The organism is Acidithiobacillus sp. YTS05 (genome assembly GCF_024396695.1).
Taxonomy (GTDB): Bacteria; Pseudomonadota; Gammaproteobacteria; order Acidithiobacillales; family Acidithiobacillaceae; genus Igneacidithiobacillus; species Igneacidithiobacillus copahuensis.
Genome location: NZ_CP094359.1, coordinates 866,621 through 882,857, shown reverse-complemented (window position 1 = coordinate 882,857; position 16,237 = coordinate 866,621). Strand labels below are relative to the sequence as shown.

The window sequence follows — 16,237 nt, the reverse complement described above, 5'->3', positions numbered from 1 at the left end:
CTCCGCCAAGCGGGTACAAGCGCTTGACAGCAAAGCATACCCATCCTACATTTCGCAACTCTGTTGCGCTGGTACGCATGCATGCCTGCCTTTTCTGTCTCGACTGATCCCGTTCTGGAAGTCTCCAACCTGTGCGTACGCCTCGGCGGCAGACAGGTGTTGCAGGACATCTCTTTTACCCTGAACAAGGGGAGCGTCTCCGCCCTGATTGGTGAGAATGGGGCGGGCAAAACCACCCTCTTGCGCAGCATCCTGGGCATTCAGCCCTGGCAGAAAGGAAGCATCCGGGTGCTGGGCAAGACCGTACGCGGACAACTTTCGCAGATTGGCTATGTTCCGCAAAAAATCGCTTTCGATCCGTACCTACCCCTGCGCACCCGAGATCTGGTGGCTCTGGGGCAAACCGGCCGTCACTGGTGGCAAGGGTCGGATACCGCGGCGGTGGCTGACGCGCTTGCCGCGGTACAAGCCGAGAGCTTTGCCGAACAACGGGTAGGGATGCTTTCCGGCGGGCAACAGCAGCGCGCCGTCATTGCCCATGCCCTCGCCCGTCGACCGCGCCTGCTGCTCCTCGATGAGCCTCTTGCCAACCTCGATTTCGCCAGTGCCAGCCGCCTGGTGGAGCTACTGGGTGTACTGGCCCGTAAACAGGGGATCAGCGTTCTAGTTACGGCGCACGATATGAACCCATTGCTGCCCATACTCGATCATCTCGTGTATCTGGTCGGCGGCCGGGCTGCGGCGGGCAACGTGGCCGAGGTCGTGCGCAGCGATGTATTGAACCGGCTCTATGGTTACCCAGTAGAAGTATTGCAGCATCGCGGACGCCTGCTGATCCTGCCCAAAAACCCGCAGCAGGGCCTGGAAATCCCCTGCCACGTCCACGAAGATCTGGATGAACATGACTGACCCCCTGCATCTGGCGAGCTTTCTGCACAATTCTGCGGTGCAGACTGCCCTTTGGATCGGTGCATTGGCGGCAATCCTGAACGGCAGCATGGGGATCTTTACCGTGCTGCGGCAGCATAGCTTTGCCGGTCACGCCCTGGGGGACGGTAGTAGTGCTGGCGGAGCGGTGGCAATCTTTCTTGGGAGTGCCGCCCTGTGGGGATTCCTCGGGATGGCCTGGTTGGCGGCTCTGGCCATGGGGGCATTAGGCCTGCGACGCGCCCGCGAACGCGATCTGGCTACCGGTGTGGTGCTCGGGGCGACGCTGGGAATTTCCGCACTCTTCCTCTACTTGGACGTGAGCAGCACGCAAGCCAGCGGCGCCACAGTGGAGGTCATGTTTGGGTCGATCTTTGCGTTGGATCCGCAACTGCTCTGGCCAACGATTATTCTGGTGGGAGTCGCCATTGCTTTGATCGTCCTGCTCTACCGCCCACTCTTGCTGATTGCTGCCAACCCCGATCTCGGACGTGCCGCAGGATTGCCCGTACGCCGCCTGGAACTGCTCTACCTGCTACTGCTCGGTACCGCGGCGGCCCTGTCGGCCCTCTCCATTGGCGTCATCCTCGCCACCGCGCTGCTGCTCGGCCCTGCGGCAAGTGCGTTGCGTCTGACCCGTAGGCCCTGGCAGAGCTTTCTCTACGCCCAGGGAATCGCCCTCACCGCCGTGCTGGGGGGCATCTACCTCGCGTTCATGAGCTATTATTGGTCGGGTGGTGCCAGCTGGCCGGTGAGCTTTTTCGTCGTACTCCTGATTCTCCTGCTGTACCTGGCCAGCGCAGCTCTGGCCTCCCGGCGACGGGCCAAACACTGATGTTTTCCAGTTTTCTCCTGCACACCTGGATTGCCGCCACCCTGCTGGCCATTGCCGCCGGCAGCCTCGGCTATTTCGTCGTTCTCCGGCGCAGCGCCTTTGCCGCCCATGCCCTGCCCCTGGCCGCCTTTCCCGGTGGTGCCTTGGCCAGCCTGCTGGGTTTTGCCCCCCTCTGGGGCCTGGGCGGTTTTGCTATTATCGGCGTCCTCTTTCTGCGCATTTTTTCTCGTTTGGGACGTCGCGACGTGGCGATGGGTCTGCTGCTGAGCAGCTTTCTGGCCCTGGGGGGACTGTTTTTGAGCCTGGGCCGGGAATATGCTGCGCGGGTCTACGGCCTGCTATTTGGCGAAGTGCTGGGCATCTCCTCTGCCAGTCTCCTGCCTCTGGCCCTGCTCGTCAGCGTCGTATTGCTGCTCCTCCTCTGGCAGTTTCCCATTTTGCTTCTGGAATCCACCCAACCTGAGCTCGCGAACGCGCACGCCATCTCCAGTGCACGTATAGAGTGGTTTTTTCTCCTTCTCCTGGCCCTGGTCAGCGCCGCCGCCGTGCCGGTGGTCGGCACCCTGCTGGTGTTTACCCTGTTGGTGAGTCCCGCCGCTGCCGCCCAACGGCTGTCTCGCCGTCCGTATCACGCCTGGGCGCTCGCCATCCTCTTTGCCGAGCTGCTGAGTTGGTCATCCATTGCCCTGTCCTACTGGTCCAACTGGCCATTGAGTTTTTTTGTTGGTATTCAGGGGGCGGCACTTTTCCTGTTCAGTCGCATCTTTGCCAGGAACTGAGCGGCTTCCCTCCTCGCTCGCGAGGTGGCATCATCTATGCCCATCGAGAGAAAGATCACGAACGCGCTATCGAGGGAAGTCATGAGCACAAGCGGCAGTAAACGACCCGATCGCTTCATCATCAGCGGTGCCCTGCATGGCGTCACTCCGGAAGCACGTAAGAAACTGGAAGAATTTGAAAAACTCGGGGGGCATATCGACTACCTGCCGGAAAAGGCCCTTGCCCTGATCCAGTATGATGGCCGTTGCGGTGCGGAACTGGAAGAACACATGGTGGCAGTATTGCAACAAGCCGGCGCGTCCTGTGAATCACATGGCGTCATCTGCCACGGGAAGGACCATTGCGAACCCCTCAACCTGCATGTCGGGCCGCTGGCGCAGGATCATCCCCGCCGCGGTGAGTCACTGAGCAAACACCTCGGACGCTGGCTGCACCTCAAACAAAAGTAAGCCCGATGCACCTGCGTCACTGGCTCGGGGCTGGACTGCTATTCATCTCCGGTCTCGCTCATGCTGCCCTCACCCCGCAGCAAGAGCAGTTGCTGCAAAATGCCGCCGATGCCTTCGCCCAGGGCAACTATCGTCCCGCGGCGGCCGCGCTTCCCCAGCTTGCCAATACCTACATGGGCCCCTGGGTAGCCTACTGGTCCCTGCAGCCACGACTGAGCACGCTGCAAGCAACACAATTTCAGTCCTTCGCCAATGAGTTCCCGCATGGGTCCGCTTATCTGCTGCTACGCCGACAATGGCTACTGGAGTTGGGACAGCGCCACGACTGGCAGAACTTTGCCGAGGTCTATCGGGCCGGCCCCGCGCCGAAAAACCTCAGCGTCCGTTGTTATGCGGCGCACAACCCACTGCTACAGATTGGCAATCCAGCCACGCTATGGGATGCGGCAACAGCGAGCAATGGCGCCTGCAACCGAATGGCACGGACGGCCCTTGCCCAGGGACAAATTTCACAAACGCTGCTCTGGCATAAACTGGCGGAGATGATTCGTGGCGGGCATCTCCACAGTGCCGGGACTTTTGCCAGTTTTCTTCCTGGTACTGCGGCGTCGGCCTTGAACAAACTCCTGCAAAGCCCCAATACCTGGCTAGCAAGCCAGGGCAGCACTGCGTTAGAGAGCTACGGCGCGCACGACGGCGCCGAACTGCTGCATCTCGCTCTGCTCGCGATGCTACCAAACGATCCCGCGCTCGCGGTGGCCCAGAGTCAGACCCTGCCCGGTCTTTCCCCTGCGCAGCGTGCATCGGTGTGCTACAGCGCGGCGCTACAGGCTGCGGGTAAGTTCCAGACGAGCACTGCCAATGCCTGGTATCAGGCCGCACTAAGCGTCGACCCCAGCTTCCGGCCCAATGCGGAAACTCTCCATTGGATGGTGCGGTCAGCCCTGTTGCAGCAAAATTGGCCCTTGGTGCTTGCCGCCGTAGGGCGCTTGCCGGCAGATCAAGCACAACAAAGCCAATGGCAATTCTGGAAGGCGCTGGCATTACAAAAAACGGGAAAGAGCGCCTTGGCGCGACAGCTCTGGCAACAGATCGCTTCCCCCTTCGATGCCTATGGACAGCTGGCCAGTGCAGCCCTTGGCCAAAGTCTACGTCTCCCCGCGCGCAGCCAGAGCCCTGCGGAGCTGGTCGCTGACGCATTCTCCCAGCCAGCTGCTGCAGGTACGACAAACAACAGTCTGCGGCGCGCCCTGAAACTCTATCAGCTGGGGCTGTATTTCGATGCCCTGTGGGAATGGGGGCAGTACCTCGATACCCTCCCGGATGCCACTGCCATCAAAGCGGCAGACCGCCAGGCTGCACAAAATCAGGCCTGGCTGCTGGTCATCAATGCCAGCACGCGCATCGGCAACGATGCCGACTGGCAGCAAGGTTACGTGCTCCCCTATCGCCAGGACATCATCGCCAGCGCCAACCGTAATGGTCTTTCCCCCTCCTTCGTCGCCGGTGTGATCCGCCAGGAATCCGGATTTGCACCCGGTATCCGCTCTTCTGTGGGCGCCCAGGGGATCATGCAGGTCATGCCGGCCACCGCGGCCTGGGTGCAAAGCCGCTATCCGCAAAGCGCTGCCGCTGATCTGCAAACGGCGGCCGGCAACATCCAGATTGGCACCACCTACCTGGCCTACCTGCGTTCGCAGTTTGGCGATTCCCCCGTACTTCTCGCCGCTGCCTACAACGCCGGACCGGGCGCCGTGAATCGCTGGCTGCAAAAGATTACCCTCGGCGAGAGTCCTTGGGCAGGATTGATCTTTGCCGCCAATATTCCCTATCAACAGACCCGCGACTATGTCACGACCGTTTTGAGCAATGCCATCGTCTATCGCATGCTTCTTTCCGAAGCAGCGGCGTCCCCCCTGTCCTACTGGCAGCTGGCCAGATAGTGGTGCGAACTACCGACGTGGACACCCTGGCGGCAATTTCCCAAAGATGAGCGTATCCCTGCGCAATGTCGCCAAGGTAGCCAGCAATACCTTTTTATCGCGACTGCTCGGTTTTGCTCGGGACGTGATCCTTGCCCATTTGTTTGGCGCGGGGATGGCTGCCGATGCCTTCTTTGTCGCCCAGCGCCTGCCCAACCTCTTTCGCAGGCTCTTTGGTGAAGGGGCATTCTCCCAGGCCTTCGTGCCGGTGCTGGGCGAGTATGTGCAGGAGCGCAGCGTACAAGAGACCAGGGATTTCGTCGCTGACATCAGCGGCTGGCTGCTACTGACCCTGGTGATCGTTACCGTAGCAGGGGTCCTGGGTGCTGGTCTTCTCGTCTACCTTCTTGCCCCCGGCTTTGCCGCTGATCCGGCCAAATTCGAGCTCACCGTCCTCCTCACCCGCATCACCTTCCCGTACTTGTTATTGGTGTCTCTGGTCGCGCTTTCCGGCGGCATCCTCAACACCTATGGACACTTTCAGGTGCCCGCTTTCACCCCGGTATTTCTCAATCTGGGGATCATCGCGGCGGCCCTTTTCTGGGCCCCCCACCTTGCTCAACCAGTGATTGCCGTCGCCTGGGGCATGATCTTCGGTGGGATTGCGCAACTGCTGTTTCAGATTCCCGCGCTCTACCGGGTCGGCCACCTGCACTGGCCCCGTCTGCGCCGCAACGATCCCGGCGTAGGCCGCACCCTGCGCCTGCTCGGACCCGCGGCCCTGGGTGCTTCCGCAGCGCAGATCAATCTCTTCATCAATACGGTACTGGCGTCTCTGGTTGGCGCCAACGTTGTGTCCTATCTGTACTATTCCGATCGCCTGGTGGAATTTCCCCTGGGCGTCTTCGGGGTAGCTCTGGGCACCGTGGTGCTGCCCACCCTCAGCCGCCAGAGCAAAACGGCGGAGTTTCCCCGCACCCTGGACTGGGCCTTGCGCTGGACCTGGCTCATCGCCCTGCCCGCCACCATTGGCCTGCTGGTGCTCGGCCAACCCCTGCTGATCACCCTCTTTCGTTATGGCGCTTACAGTGCCCAGGATATGGAACAAAGCTATCTGAGCCTGTTTGGCTATGGCCTCGGCATTCTGCCGATCATTGCCGCGCGCGTCCTCGCCCCGGCCTTCTATGCCCGCCAGAATACCAGGACCCCCATGCGCTTTGGCATCATCAGTGTCGGCGTCAATATTTTCATCAGCCTCCTCCTGGCCTGGCCCCTGCACCAGCTCGGCCTGTCGCTGGCGACCAGCATCGCTGCCCTAGTCAATGCCCTATTGTTGGCACGCCGCCTGTGGCGCGACGAGATCTATCGCCCTGCCCCCGGTTGGCGCATCTTTCTGGTAAAAACCAGTGGCAGCGCGATGGCTCTCGCCGTCGGCCTTTTCCTGCTGCGCGGTGCCACGAGCGATTGGCTACAGTGGTCCGCCGCGGCGCGGGTTGGCCACTTGGTGCTGCTCATTGCCGGGGGGGCTCTGCTCTACCTGTTTCTCCTCTGGACCCTGCGCCTGCCGGAACTGCGCCAGTTACGTCGACGCTGAACGGGGTATTCGGGTACACTACAGCGGTTTTTTGCCCGGATGCCTCTTTGCCACCATGATCCAGCCCTTTCGTCTCCATTCGTTGCCCCGGCAGGCAATGGCAACGGCACAGGCGCTGACCATTGGCAACTTTGATGGTGTTCACCTCGGGCACCAACGGCTCCTTGCCGGTATGGCGAGGTGCGGGTTGCCGCGCAGCGTACTCACCTTTGAACCCCTCCCCCGGGAGCTGTTTCTCGGCAACAGGGCACCCATCCGCCTGAGCAGCCTGCGCGAAAAGACCGCAACACTCCGGCACTACGGGGCAGACCAGGTCGTTTGCGCGCGCTTCGATACTGCCCTGGCAGCCTTATCGGCAGAGGACTTCGTCGAGCAAATCGTGGTTCGGCGTCTGCGGGTGCGGGAGCTCTTCGTTGGCCATGATTTCCGCTTCGGCGCCCAGCGCCGTGGCGATTTTGCGCTGCTGCAGCAAATGGGCAGGCGACACGGTTTTGGGGTGCACGAGCAGCCCCCCTATCTGCTGGACGGGCAGCGCGTCAGCAGTACTGGCATCCGCCAGTTTCTCGAACAGGGAGACCTGGCGCAGGCGGCACGCTGGCTTGGCCGCCCCTATACCGTCTGTGGTCGGGTACGGCGGGGCGATCAACTGGGACGCGAACTGGGCTTCCCCACGGCCAATTTACCCCTAGCGCATCGCCCCCTTCCCTTGCGCGGCATTTTTGCCGGCCGGCTCTACAGCCCCATTGGCCACTGGAATGCTGCCATCAGCATTGGCCTGCGCCCCACCGTGAATGGAAAAAGTCTCGTATTAGAGGCCCATTGCCTCGACGCCGAGAGCCCGAACCTCTACGGCAAAATGGTTGGCGTCGAACTGCTGCACAAGTTGCGGGATGAAGAAAAATACCCCAATCTCGATACGTTGATCGCCGCCATACAGCAAGACGTACAAAATGTACGGCAATTTTTTTCTACCCATGACATCGAAAGCCCATGGATTATAAAAGCACGCTAAATCTTCCCAAAACCGATTTTCCCATGCAGGGCAAACTGCCCCAGCGGGAACCAGAGCTGCTGGCCCGCTGGCAGGAGCTGGACCTGTATCAGCGTCTGCTGCAGGCTCGCGCCGACGCGCCGAGCTTTGTCCTGCATGATGGCCCTCCCTATGCCAACGGCAAGATCCATATTGGGCATGCCGTCAACAAGGTACTCAAGGACATCATCAACAAGTCGCGGCTGGTCGAAGGCATGCGGGTTCCCTACGTACCCGGCTGGGATTGCCACGGCCTGCCCATCGAGATCCAGGTGGAAAAGACCCACGGGCGTCCCGGTGAGAAGCTGAGCGCCGCGGCCTTCCGTGACGCCTGTCGTGCCTATGCGGCGGAGCAGATCGAAGGACAGAAGGCCGACTTCATCCGCTTGGGTATCCTCGGGGACTGGGAACATCCCTATCGCACCATGGATTATGCCGCCGAGGCCGACATCCTGCGCGAACTGGGCAAGCTTACCCTCAAGGGGCAGGTCTATCGCGGCGCCAAGCCCGTGCACTGGTGCGTCGATTGCGGCAGCGCCCTGGCAGAGGCCGAGGTCGAATATCGCGATCGCAGCGATCCCTCCATCGACGTTGGCTTCCTCGTGGAGGACCGTGCGGATCTCTGTCAGCGTTTGGGCATTTCACTGTTCGACAGCGAAGCAGAAGTCGTCATCTGGACCACCACCCCCTGGACCTTGCCGGCAAATCAGGCGGTCGCTGTGCATCCCGAGTACGACTACGTTCTCCTGCAGGCTGGCGCGCGCGTCTTGCTGCTGGCCGCCGAGCTGGCGGAAGCTGCTCTGGCCCGCTATGGACACCCAGATGCCCGGCGCATCGCCACAACCCGTGGCCAAGCCTTGGAGGGACTGCGTCTGCAGCATCCCTTCGAGCCCAGAACCGTGCCGGTCATCCTCGGCAAGCACGTCACCCTCGATGCCGGCACTGGCTGTGTCCACACCGCCCCCGCCCATGGCGTGGACGATTATCTGGCCGCCGAGGACTATCACCTACCCATCGATAGCCCGCTGCAGGGCAACGGTCGCTATCGTGACGATCTCGGCGACGGCCTCGCCGGACTCTCCACGGCCGAGGCCAATCGCGCTGTGCCGGCCCTTCTGCACGAACGTGGACGTCTGCTACACCAGGAAAAGATCGAACACAGCTATCCGCATTGCTGGCGCCACAAAACGCCCCTGCTTTTTCGCGCCACGCCGCAATGGTTCATCGGCATGGAGCGCAACGGCCTACGCGAGCAGGCCCTGCAAGCGATCGCCGAGACCCGCTGGATTCCCGCCTGGGGAGAAGAGCGCATTGCTGACATGGTACGTAAGCGGCCAGACTGGTGTATCTCGCGCCAACGCGCCTGGGGGGTACCGGTGGCCCTCTACGCCTGCGCCCAGTGTGGCGAGCCCCTGCGCGACGCCGAGGTCTTCCAGCGCATTGGCGCGGCCGTGGAGGCCGGTGGCGTCGATGCCTGGTTCAACGGTACAGACCAGGATTTTCTCGGCGATACCCCGCATCATTGTGCCTCCTGCGGCCACGAACAGTTTCACAAGGTCAGCGACATCCTCGACGTCTGGTTCGACTCCGGCTCCACCCACGCCTTTGTCCTCGAACGACGCCCGGAACTACACAGCCCCGCAGATCTCTATCTGGAAGGTGCGGATCAGCACCGCGGCTGGTTCCAGTCGTCCTTGCTCGAATCCGTCGCCAGCCGCGGGCGGGCACCTTACCTAGCGGTGCTCACCCATGGCTTCACCGTCGATGGTGAAGGACGCAAGATGAGCAAGTCCGTGGGCAATGTCATCGCCCCGCAGGAAATCATCGACCGCTATGGTGCCGACATCCTGCGCCTGTGGGTAGCATCCGAGGATTATCGGGGGGAAATTCCGATTTCCGACAATATCCTGCAGCGCTTGGGCGAGAGCTACCGGCGCATTCGCAATACCGCCCGCTACATCCTCGGCAATACCCACGATTTCGATCCGCGTACAGATGCCTTGCCGGCATCCGAACTTCTGGAGATGGATCGCTGGATGCTGGGACGCTGCGCTCAGGTACAGCAGGAAATCCGGAGCGCCTACGAGCAGTTCCAGTTCCACCGCGTGGTGCAGGCCATGCACAACTTTTGCTCCATCGATCTCGGCGGTCTCTATCTGGATGTGCTCAAGGATCGTCTATATACCACCCAGACCCAGTCGCGGGCACGGCGCTCGGCACAGACCGTGCTGGCGCAGATGCTGAATGCCTTGTTGGTCTGGATGGCTCCCATTCTCAGCTTCACCGCCGAGGAAATTTGGCGACATCTGCCCTGGAAGAATGCCGAGAGTGTGTTTTTTGCCTGCTATCCCGATTTTGGCGCAGGGCAGGACGCGGATCTGGATGCCCGCTGGCAGCGCCTGCTCACTCTGCGCGAGGCCGTGAATGCCGCCCTCGAACCGTTGCGGCAGGAGAAAAAAATCGGCTCTGCCCTGGATGCGCAGGTTGCCCTCTCCGCCAACGCCGACTGGCTGGCATTGCTACGGCCGATGGCGAAAGAGCTGCGCTTCCTGCTGCTGTGCTCCGATCTCCAACTGCGCGATCTCGCCGCCGACGCGGAAGAGACCCTACCGGGCCTGCAGATCACGGTAGCCGCTTACGATGCCACGAAATGCCCGCGCTGCTGGCACCGCCGCAGCGACATCGGCGAGCATCCCGAGCATCCGGAACTCTGTAGTCGCTGCGTGGAGAATGTCGCGGGTAGTGGCGAAACACGGGAGTACTGCTGATGCTGCGCTATCTCTGGTTGAGCGTCTTCGTCATTCTCCTCGATCAGGGGGTGAAACTCTGGCTCAGTCACATCTGGCGGATTGGGCAAGGCATCGTCGTCATTCCCGGCATCCTGAACTTTCGCCTGGTGCACAATACCGGTGCCGCTTTCAGCTTCCTCGCTGGCGCCGGCGGCTGGCAACGTTGGCTGCTGATCGTCATTGCCGTGATCGTTGTCGTGGTGCTCGTCGCCATATTGCGACGCCTGAAACCGGGCGCGCATTGGACCGCCATCGCCCTTGCCCTGATCCTGGGCGGCGCCCTGGGCAATCTCATCGATCGCATCCGACTGGGCTATGTGGTGGACTTCATTGGTGTGCACTGGGGAAACCTGTATTGGCCCTATTTCAACATTGCCGATAGTGCCATCACCATTGGCGCGCTGATGCTCATTGTGGATGCATTCCGGCGCCACTGATGCCTTTTTGTCGTGCAAATACGACAAAATGACCAACGGGCTAACCCGGAAACGCAGGCGACCTATTGATTAATAATAGAATATAAATTTGGCCTGATACTTGCTTTACCCTCTGCATACTGCAAGAGGGACACAGCAATGGACAATCGGGCGAATTTACTGGCAGCACTTCGGCGGGTACGACACTACCCAAACTACCATTCCTTCATGGCCACCCAGGAACGCGAACGCATCAAACGTGATCTACAGAAGCGTTTGCTGCGTCTGCGTCGCGGACATCGGTCGCAGGGCGGCGGTTTCGCCTTCTTACGCAGGGCCGTCCTGGCGCAAATCCTCTACTGAACTCTACTGCGGCTCATTACCTGGCCGCCACTTAATGCTGCAGCCCATGCAGGGCTGCACCTTGCTTGGGGCATCCTCCCCGGCAAGAACGGCGCGCACTGCCGCGTCGAGATCCTTACCCGTAACGGGCTCGTCGTTCTTGGGCCGTGCGGCATCGAATTGGCCGTGATAAAAGAGTTTTCCCACCCCATCAAACAAAAAGATATCCGGGGTGCAGGCGGCATGAAATGCCTTGGCTACCGACTGATCGGCGTCAAAGAGATAAGGAAAATCATAACCTGCCCGGGCCGCCTCGGCGGGCATCTTTTCCGGCGCATCGTCGGGATAGGTCTCCGGATCATTGCTGTTGATCGCCACCACTGCCAAGCCAGCGCGCTGCCATCCCTTCGCCAGTTCCGCCAGCTTCTGGGCGATATGGATGACATAGGGGCAGTGATTGCAGATGAACAATACGAGCAGAGGCTTGCCCGCGGCTTGCGCCGTTGACCAGCCGCCCTCCTTACCGCCAAAAGGCAAGGTAAAATCCGGCAATGGAGTCCCCAGGGGTAAATCGAATCCCGTCATAGCCATCGTGTGTATCTCCTTGTTACTGAGCAAATCATGCGGGCGAAAGGTGGCCGAAGGCCAGCTGCGCCTCGTCCCCACTAGCCCCGTCCTCCAGGCGCCACGCTCCACCACCCAACAGGCGCAGGCAACGCGAATGATAGCGCCAGAGGCTCGAGCGATGGCCGACACTGATGATAGCAGAGGCGGGAAGCACATCAGCGAGCAAACGATACAGCTCCCCCTCGGCACGTTCGTCGAGGGCGGAGCTTGCTTCGTCGAGAAAAATCCAGCGCGGCCTTTGCAGCAGGATACGGGCAAAGGCCAAGCGTTGCTGTTCGCCCAATGAGAGGGTGTGGGACCAAAGCCGGGTCTCCTCCAGTTGACCGATCAGGCTACCCATACCCACCCGTTGCAATGCCTCCGTCAGCACCCGGTCACTACTGTCCTCCAGTCCATAAGGGTAGACCAGGACATCGCGCAGCGTGCCCATGGGCAGGTAGGGACGCTGCGGCAAAAAGAGAGGCCGCTCGCCAGCCGGTAGCCCCACCGCGCCATCCCCATAGGGCCAGATTCCGGCCAGGGCGCGAATCAGGGTGCTTTTGCCGCTACCGGAGGCCCCCATGATCAGCAGATGTTCGCTAGGTGCCACCTGCAATTGGAGTCCATTCACCAGATTTCGCCCATCCGGCAGCCGCACGTTGAGATCGGTAACCTCCAGCCGCGGGGTATCCCGTCGCTCGATGTGATAATGCTTGTCCTGGATCTCATGTACCTCGCCCATGGACTGCCGGAAAAAGCGCAAACGATCGACCACCGCGTGCCAATTGGCCAGTGTCGTATAACTGCTGACGATAAAGGACAGCGCCCCCTGTACCTGGGCGAAGGCGGCCATGATCTGTTGCAGACCGCCGACGCCAATTTCCTTGTTGACGAAATACGCAGGCAGGCAAACGACCAGCGGGAAAATGATGGCAATCTGGCCGTAGGCCGAGGTCCACCAGTTCAGGCGCATACTCCGCCAGATGATCCGCCAGAAATTGGCGTAGACCTCAGCAAAGCGCTGGCGGAAGTGTTTTCCCTCCCGCTCCTCGCCGCCATACAGGGCGACGCTTTCACTGTTTTCCCGCAGGCGCATCATGCTGAAACGGAAGTCGGCTTGATAGCGCTCCTGCATGAAGTTCAGGCGAATCAGAGGCCTACCAATTAGGGCGGTGATGATGGTACCGAAAACCGAATAGATCAGCGCCGCCCAGACCAGATAACCAGGAATGGAAAAGGTCTGCCCATGGAAGGGGATCCAGATCATTGCCGACAGCTCCCAGAGCATGAAGATGAAGGTCCCCAGGGTCACCACCGAACTGAACAAACCAATGACGATGTTGAGGGTCTGGCTAGTAAATGATGCCAGATCCTCACTGATACGTTGGTCCGGGTTGTCAGTACCATCGCCCAACACCTGCATATGGTAGTAGGTACGTCGCGCCAGCCAGGCATCCAAATAGGAGTGGGTGAGCCAGCGCCGCCAGCGGATGACGATCATCTCGGTGAAGAAACTCTGGGAAACCGCGGCAATGATGTAGGCCGTGGCCAGGCCAAAAAACACGAAAATCTGCTGCCAGGCCGCGCTCGCCTGATAATGCTGTACCGCATTCCAGAACACCGCATACCACTGGGTGATCCGATACGAGATGAACACCATGAAAAGATTGAGGCCGATGATCAGGGCAAAGACGCCGCGTGCCAGCCAACGATCCTCCGAACTCGTCCAATAGGGCTTGCTGATTTGCCATAGATCGCGAAAAAACTCGCGATTGAACTGCCGCATACTCGCTCTCCGCCAGGTTACCCAAAAAACCGGCCCCGGGCGCAGATTTTGCTAATCTGAGGGGGCCAATCCATAGTGACGAGGAGCATAGCATGGCCGAGGACAAAAACCATTCACGTCGCCGCTTTCTCGGCGGCCTGGTCGCCGCAGGCGCGGCATCGGCAGTGGCCGTAGCGGCACAGGGCCAGGGCATGGGAATGGGCATGATGGGACCATCGAAAAACAAGGTGGTCTATCAGCTCAATCAGTCTGATCCCGCCTATATCCTGGATATCTTACATAGCGCGGCGGTGGTGCTAGGGCATTTCAACAATGACGTCGATATCGTCATCGACTGTTTCGGTCCCGGCATCTGGCTCCTGGTCAAGGCCGAGAAGAACCATCAGCACTACAGTAAATTCATTCAGGAGCAGGTTTCCAGTCTGCACATGTACGGTGTGGTATTTGATGCCTGTGAACAAACCATGAAAACCATCAAGATCGGCAACGAAGATCTGATTTCCGAAGCCACTCCGGTATTCAGCGGTGCTGTCGAGCTGATCACGCTACAGCAGAAGGGATACGCCTATATCGCTTGGTAATGGACAACTAGAGCCGCCGGTGCTGCAACACCGGCAGGCGCGCTCGGATCTGCGCCAGTTGGCCAAGCTCCAGTTCCGCCAGAACGACCCCTGCGCCCCCTTCCTGAACCGCCAGTACCTGGCCCCAGGGATCGATGATCATGCTGTGGCCCCAGGTTTCCCGGCCATTGGCATGCTTGCCGCCCTGATCGGCGGCCAGGACGAAGGCCTGATTTTCGATGGCGCGGGCGCGCAAGAGGGTCTCCCAGTGGGCGCGTCCGGTCTGCACGGTGAAGGCGCTCGGCACAACCAGGAGGGATGCGCCAGCATAGTGGCGATAGAGCTCGGGAAAACGCAGGTCATAACAGATCGACAAACCGATTCCACCCCAAGGACTCTCGACCAGCACCGGCTTGGCGCCCGGCGCAATGGTCGCAGATTCTCGATAACTTTCGCCGCCCGCAAGATCCACATCAAAGAGATGGATCTTGTCGTAGCGCGCCCGTAGCGTGCCTTGCTCGTCGTACGCCAACAGACTGGCGAAGCAGCGACCATCCGGGGCACGCAGAGGGATACTTCCGCCCAGCAGCCAGATCCCATGGCGCCTTGCCTGCTCTGCTAAAAAATCCTGGATGGGACCGCTGCCGGGCTCCTCCATGAGGGCCAATTTATCGGTATCGCGCAGACCCATAAAGGCAAAATTTTCCGGCAGCAGAACCAGCTTGGCACCGGCGACGCTGGCATCGTTGACCGATTCAGCTGCCGATGCGAGATTTTGCTCGAGATCAGCACCGGATACCGTCTGGATGACCGCACATAAAAGTTGGTTATCTGTCATCCCGTCCCTCAAAAAAGCCGTTCAGAGGCCCTGTCCGGCGAGCCAGCGCTGAATGTCGGCAGCGCCCATGGCGCCGCTTTGTCGTGCTACCTCACGCCCGCCGCGAAACAGTACCATGGTCGGGATGGAGCGAATCTGATAACGCGCCCCGGTCTGTCCATCCGCTTCGGTATTGAGCTTGGCAAAGAGGCAGCGTCCCTGCATCTGCTGCGCAGCCTGGGCGAAGGCCGGCGCCATCATGCGACACGGCCCACACCAGGGCGCCCAAAAATCTACCAGTACGGGCAGGTCGTTGCGCTCGATATAGCGTTGAAAGGCAGCGCCCTGCAACTCCACCGGATGGTCGGCAAAGAGTGGCTGGTGGCACTTGCCGCATTTGGGATGCTGCCCCAAACGCTCCTGAAGGACTGCATTGACGGCGCCACAGTGAGGACAAACGATGTGCATCGGAAACCTCCCTTTCAGTTTCGCAGCAGGGGATCCAGTTCTCCGCGCCGATCGAGGGCCAGCAGGTCGTCGCAGCCACCGATGTGGCGCTGGGCGATGAAGATTTGTGGCACGGTACGCCGACCGGCGGCACGTTGGATCATTTCTGCACGACGATGCGGCTCTTGGTCCACCCAGATGATCTGCGCCGCGACCTGTTTCTGTTGCAGCAAGGCCAGAGCGCGCCGACAGTACCCGCAGGCATGGGTCGCATAGACAATGACTTCCGCCATTACTTGTCCACCGGCAGGCCGGCGCTCCGCCATGCCTGAATCCCACCCTTGAGACTATACACCTTCTGAAAACCCGCCTTGTGCAGGATCGACGCCGCCCGTGCCGAGCGCATGCCGCTGGCGCATTGGCAAATCACGTGGTGCTCCTGATGCTTTTCCAGATCTTTGAGATACTTGTTCAATTCTCCGACCGGGATGTGCTTGGCCGCAGGGAGATGGCCACGCGACCATTCATTCTGCTCACGCACATCGATCACCAGGGCATCATGCTGATTGATGAGCTGCACGGCACGCTCCGGGGTGATCTCTTCGACACCCGCCAGTTTGCGGCTGAGTGGCCCCTTGAAAATCAGTACGAGAAAACCAAGGGCCAGCAAGAGCAGGGGCCAATGGGTAGACAGCTCGGCGCCGATGTTCACTGCTTATCTCCCACAGCTAGGGGCATCGCTGACTCCCATTTTATGCAGGATATTCACCAGCGGACAGAAGCCCGAGATGCCACTCTGGAAAAGGTTGAACCCAACAAAAAGGGTGAATACCAAAAACCACTCACTCACAAAGATCGGACTGCTCGGTGCGCCCAGGGCAACACTCACGAATACAAAGGTACCCGCTACCACCCGAACCCAATTTTCTGTCGTCAT

Annotated in this window: 18 protein-coding genes; 11 read left to right on the top strand and 7 right to left on the bottom strand. The window is 60.4% G+C overall.

The window, feature by feature from the left end; translation table 11 throughout:
* Nucleotides 1-81: 81 nt before the first annotated feature.
* From MQE22_RS04425 to MQE22_RS04380, 10 genes are all read left to right on the top strand, one after another.
* Nucleotides 82-909 (top strand): metal ABC transporter ATP-binding protein, encoded by an 828-nt coding sequence (locus MQE22_RS04425; RefSeq protein ID WP_215872000.1) that lies wholly within the window; start codon nucleotides 82-84, stop codon nucleotides 907-909.
* Nucleotides 902-1,762 carry a metal ABC transporter permease gene (locus MQE22_RS04420; protein WP_255790167.1) on the top strand — a complete coding sequence of 287 codons (861 nt, stop codon included), beginning with the start codon at nucleotides 902-904 and terminating at the stop codon, nucleotides 1,760-1,762. Before MQE22_RS04425 ends, MQE22_RS04420 begins: the two co-directional genes overlap by 8 nt.
* Nucleotides 1,762-2,541 carry a metal ABC transporter permease gene (locus tag MQE22_RS04415; protein ID WP_215872002.1) on the top strand — a complete coding sequence of 260 codons (780 nt, stop codon included), beginning with the start codon at nucleotides 1,762-1,764 and terminating at the stop codon, nucleotides 2,539-2,541. Before MQE22_RS04420 ends, MQE22_RS04415 begins: the two co-directional genes overlap by 1 nt.
* An 81-nt stretch (nucleotides 2,542-2,622) precedes the next feature.
* The gene (locus MQE22_RS04410) at nucleotides 2,623-2,991 is read left to right on the top strand and encodes a hypothetical protein (RefSeq protein WP_215872003.1); all 369 of its coding nucleotides are present in this window, start codon (nucleotides 2,623-2,625) and stop codon (nucleotides 2,989-2,991) included.
* Between the two features lie 5 nt (nucleotides 2,992-2,996).
* On the top strand, nucleotides 2,997-4,934 hold the full coding sequence (locus MQE22_RS04405; RefSeq protein ID WP_215872004.1) for a lytic transglycosylase domain-containing protein: 1,938 nt from the start codon (nucleotides 2,997-2,999) through the stop codon (nucleotides 4,932-4,934).
* A 46-nt stretch (nucleotides 4,935-4,980) separates the two neighbouring features.
* A complete protein-coding gene (gene murJ / locus MQE22_RS04400; protein ID WP_215872005.1) occupies nucleotides 4,981-6,507 on the top strand; it encodes a murein biosynthesis integral membrane protein MurJ in 1,527 nt (508 codons plus the stop codon).
* Nucleotides 6,508-6,562: 55 nt separating this feature from the next.
* Nucleotides 6,563-7,519: a bifunctional riboflavin kinase/FAD synthetase gene (locus MQE22_RS04395; protein WP_215872006.1), complete on the top strand. Its 957-nt coding sequence runs from the start codon at nucleotides 6,563-6,565 to the stop codon at nucleotides 7,517-7,519.
* Entirely contained in the window at nucleotides 7,498-10,305 is a 2,808-nt protein-coding gene (gene ileS, locus MQE22_RS04390) for an isoleucine--tRNA ligase (RefSeq protein ID WP_215872007.1), read from the top strand. Before MQE22_RS04395 ends, ileS begins: the two co-directional genes overlap by 22 nt.
* Complete coding sequence (lspA, locus tag MQE22_RS04385) at nucleotides 10,305-10,763, top strand: signal peptidase II (RefSeq protein ID WP_215872008.1); 459 nt, start codon at nucleotides 10,305-10,307, stop codon at nucleotides 10,761-10,763. The genes ileS and lspA overlap by 1 nt, the downstream gene beginning before the upstream one ends.
* A gap of 138 nt (nucleotides 10,764-10,901) precedes the next feature.
* A complete protein-coding gene (locus tag MQE22_RS04380; RefSeq protein WP_215872009.1) occupies nucleotides 10,902-11,105 on the top strand; it encodes a hypothetical protein in 204 nt (67 codons plus the stop codon).
* Nucleotides 11,106-11,108: 3 nt separating this feature from the next.
* Here MQE22_RS04380 and MQE22_RS04375 read toward each other — a convergent pair whose 3' ends face one another.
* Both MQE22_RS04375 and MQE22_RS04370 read right to left on the bottom strand, forming a co-directional pair.
* Complete coding sequence (locus MQE22_RS04375) at nucleotides 11,109-11,675, bottom strand: thioredoxin family protein (RefSeq protein ID WP_215872010.1); 567 nt, start codon at nucleotides 11,673-11,675, stop codon at nucleotides 11,109-11,111.
* Nucleotides 11,676-11,703: 28 nt separating this feature from the next.
* On the bottom strand, nucleotides 11,704-13,476 hold the full coding sequence (locus MQE22_RS04370; protein WP_215872011.1) for an ABC transporter ATP-binding protein/permease: 1,773 nt from the start codon (nucleotides 13,474-13,476) through the stop codon (nucleotides 11,704-11,706).
* 92 nt (nucleotides 13,477-13,568) lie between these two features.
* Here MQE22_RS04370 and MQE22_RS04365 point away from each other — a divergent pair, with 92 nt between their 5' ends.
* A complete protein-coding gene (locus MQE22_RS04365) occupies nucleotides 13,569-14,057 on the top strand; it encodes a DsrE family protein (protein ID WP_215872012.1) in 489 nt (162 codons plus the stop codon).
* Between the two features lie 7 nt (nucleotides 14,058-14,064).
* Here the strand turns inward: MQE22_RS04365 and MQE22_RS04360 are convergent, their stop codons facing one another.
* Genes MQE22_RS04360 through MQE22_RS04340 form a run of 5 tightly spaced genes read right to left on the bottom strand, consistent with a single transcriptional unit; the run spans nucleotide 14,065 to nucleotide 16,237 of the window.
* Nucleotides 14,065-14,874: a carbon-nitrogen hydrolase family protein gene (locus MQE22_RS04360; RefSeq protein ID WP_215872013.1), complete on the bottom strand. Its 810-nt coding sequence runs from the start codon at nucleotides 14,872-14,874 to the stop codon at nucleotides 14,065-14,067.
* Between the two features lie 21 nt (nucleotides 14,875-14,895).
* Nucleotides 14,896-15,321: a thioredoxin TrxC gene (gene trxC, locus MQE22_RS04355; protein WP_215872014.1), complete on the bottom strand. Its 426-nt coding sequence runs from the start codon at nucleotides 15,319-15,321 to the stop codon at nucleotides 14,896-14,898.
* A gap of 14 nt (nucleotides 15,322-15,335) precedes the next feature.
* A complete protein-coding gene (grxC, locus tag MQE22_RS04350) occupies nucleotides 15,336-15,626 on the bottom strand; it encodes a glutaredoxin 3 (protein WP_303652385.1) in 291 nt (96 codons plus the stop codon).
* Nucleotides 15,593-16,012 (bottom strand): rhodanese-like domain-containing protein, encoded by a 420-nt coding sequence (locus tag MQE22_RS04345; RefSeq protein WP_215872015.1) that lies wholly within the window; start codon nucleotides 16,010-16,012, stop codon nucleotides 15,593-15,595. The genes grxC and MQE22_RS04345 overlap by 34 nt, the downstream gene beginning before the upstream one ends.
* 3 nt (nucleotides 16,013-16,015) lie before the next feature.
* The gene (locus MQE22_RS04340; protein WP_215872016.1) at nucleotides 16,016-16,237 is read right to left on the bottom strand and encodes a YgaP family membrane protein; all 222 of its coding nucleotides are present in this window, start codon (nucleotides 16,235-16,237) and stop codon (nucleotides 16,016-16,018) included.

Coding starts and splice junctions, on each gene's coding strand:
- MQE22_RS04425 (WP_215872000.1), top strand. CDS start 82: ATGCCTGCCTTTTCTGTCTCGACTGATCCCGTTCTGGAAGTCTCCAAC.
- MQE22_RS04420 (WP_255790167.1), top strand. CDS start 902: ATGACTGACCCCCTGCATCTGGCGAGCTTTCTGCACAATTCTGCGGTG.
- MQE22_RS04415 (WP_215872002.1), top strand. CDS start 1,762: ATGTTTTCCAGTTTTCTCCTGCACACCTGGATTGCCGCCACCCTGCTG.
- MQE22_RS04410 (WP_215872003.1), top strand. CDS start 2,623: ATGAGCACAAGCGGCAGTAAACGACCCGATCGCTTCATCATCAGCGGT.
- MQE22_RS04405 (WP_215872004.1), top strand. CDS start 2,997: ATGCACCTGCGTCACTGGCTCGGGGCTGGACTGCTATTCATCTCCGGT.
- murJ (WP_215872005.1), top strand. CDS start 4,981: ATGAGCGTATCCCTGCGCAATGTCGCCAAGGTAGCCAGCAATACCTTT.
- MQE22_RS04395 (WP_215872006.1), top strand. CDS start 6,563: ATGATCCAGCCCTTTCGTCTCCATTCGTTGCCCCGGCAGGCAATGGCA.
- ileS (WP_215872007.1), top strand. CDS start 7,498: ATGGATTATAAAAGCACGCTAAATCTTCCCAAAACCGATTTTCCCATG.
- lspA (WP_215872008.1), top strand. CDS start 10,305: ATGCTGCGCTATCTCTGGTTGAGCGTCTTCGTCATTCTCCTCGATCAG.
- MQE22_RS04380 (WP_215872009.1), top strand. CDS start 10,902: ATGGACAATCGGGCGAATTTACTGGCAGCACTTCGGCGGGTACGACAC.
- MQE22_RS04375 (WP_215872010.1), bottom strand. CDS start 11,675: ATGGCTATGACGGGATTCGATTTACCCCTGGGGACTCCATTGCCGGAT.
- MQE22_RS04370 (WP_215872011.1), bottom strand. CDS start 13,476: ATGCGGCAGTTCAATCGCGAGTTTTTTCGCGATCTATGGCAAATCAGC.
- MQE22_RS04365 (WP_215872012.1), top strand. CDS start 13,569: ATGGCCGAGGACAAAAACCATTCACGTCGCCGCTTTCTCGGCGGCCTG.
- MQE22_RS04360 (WP_215872013.1), bottom strand. CDS start 14,874: ATGACAGATAACCAACTTTTATGTGCGGTCATCCAGACGGTATCCGGT.
- trxC (WP_215872014.1), bottom strand. CDS start 15,321: ATGCACATCGTTTGTCCTCACTGTGGCGCCGTCAATGCAGTCCTTCAG.
- grxC (WP_303652385.1), bottom strand. CDS start 15,626: ATGGCGGAGCGCCGGCCTGCCGGTGGACAAGTAATGGCGGAAGTCATT.
- MQE22_RS04340 (WP_215872016.1), bottom strand. CDS start 16,237: ATGACGACAGAAAATTGGGTTCGGGTGGTAGCGGGTACCTTTGTATTC.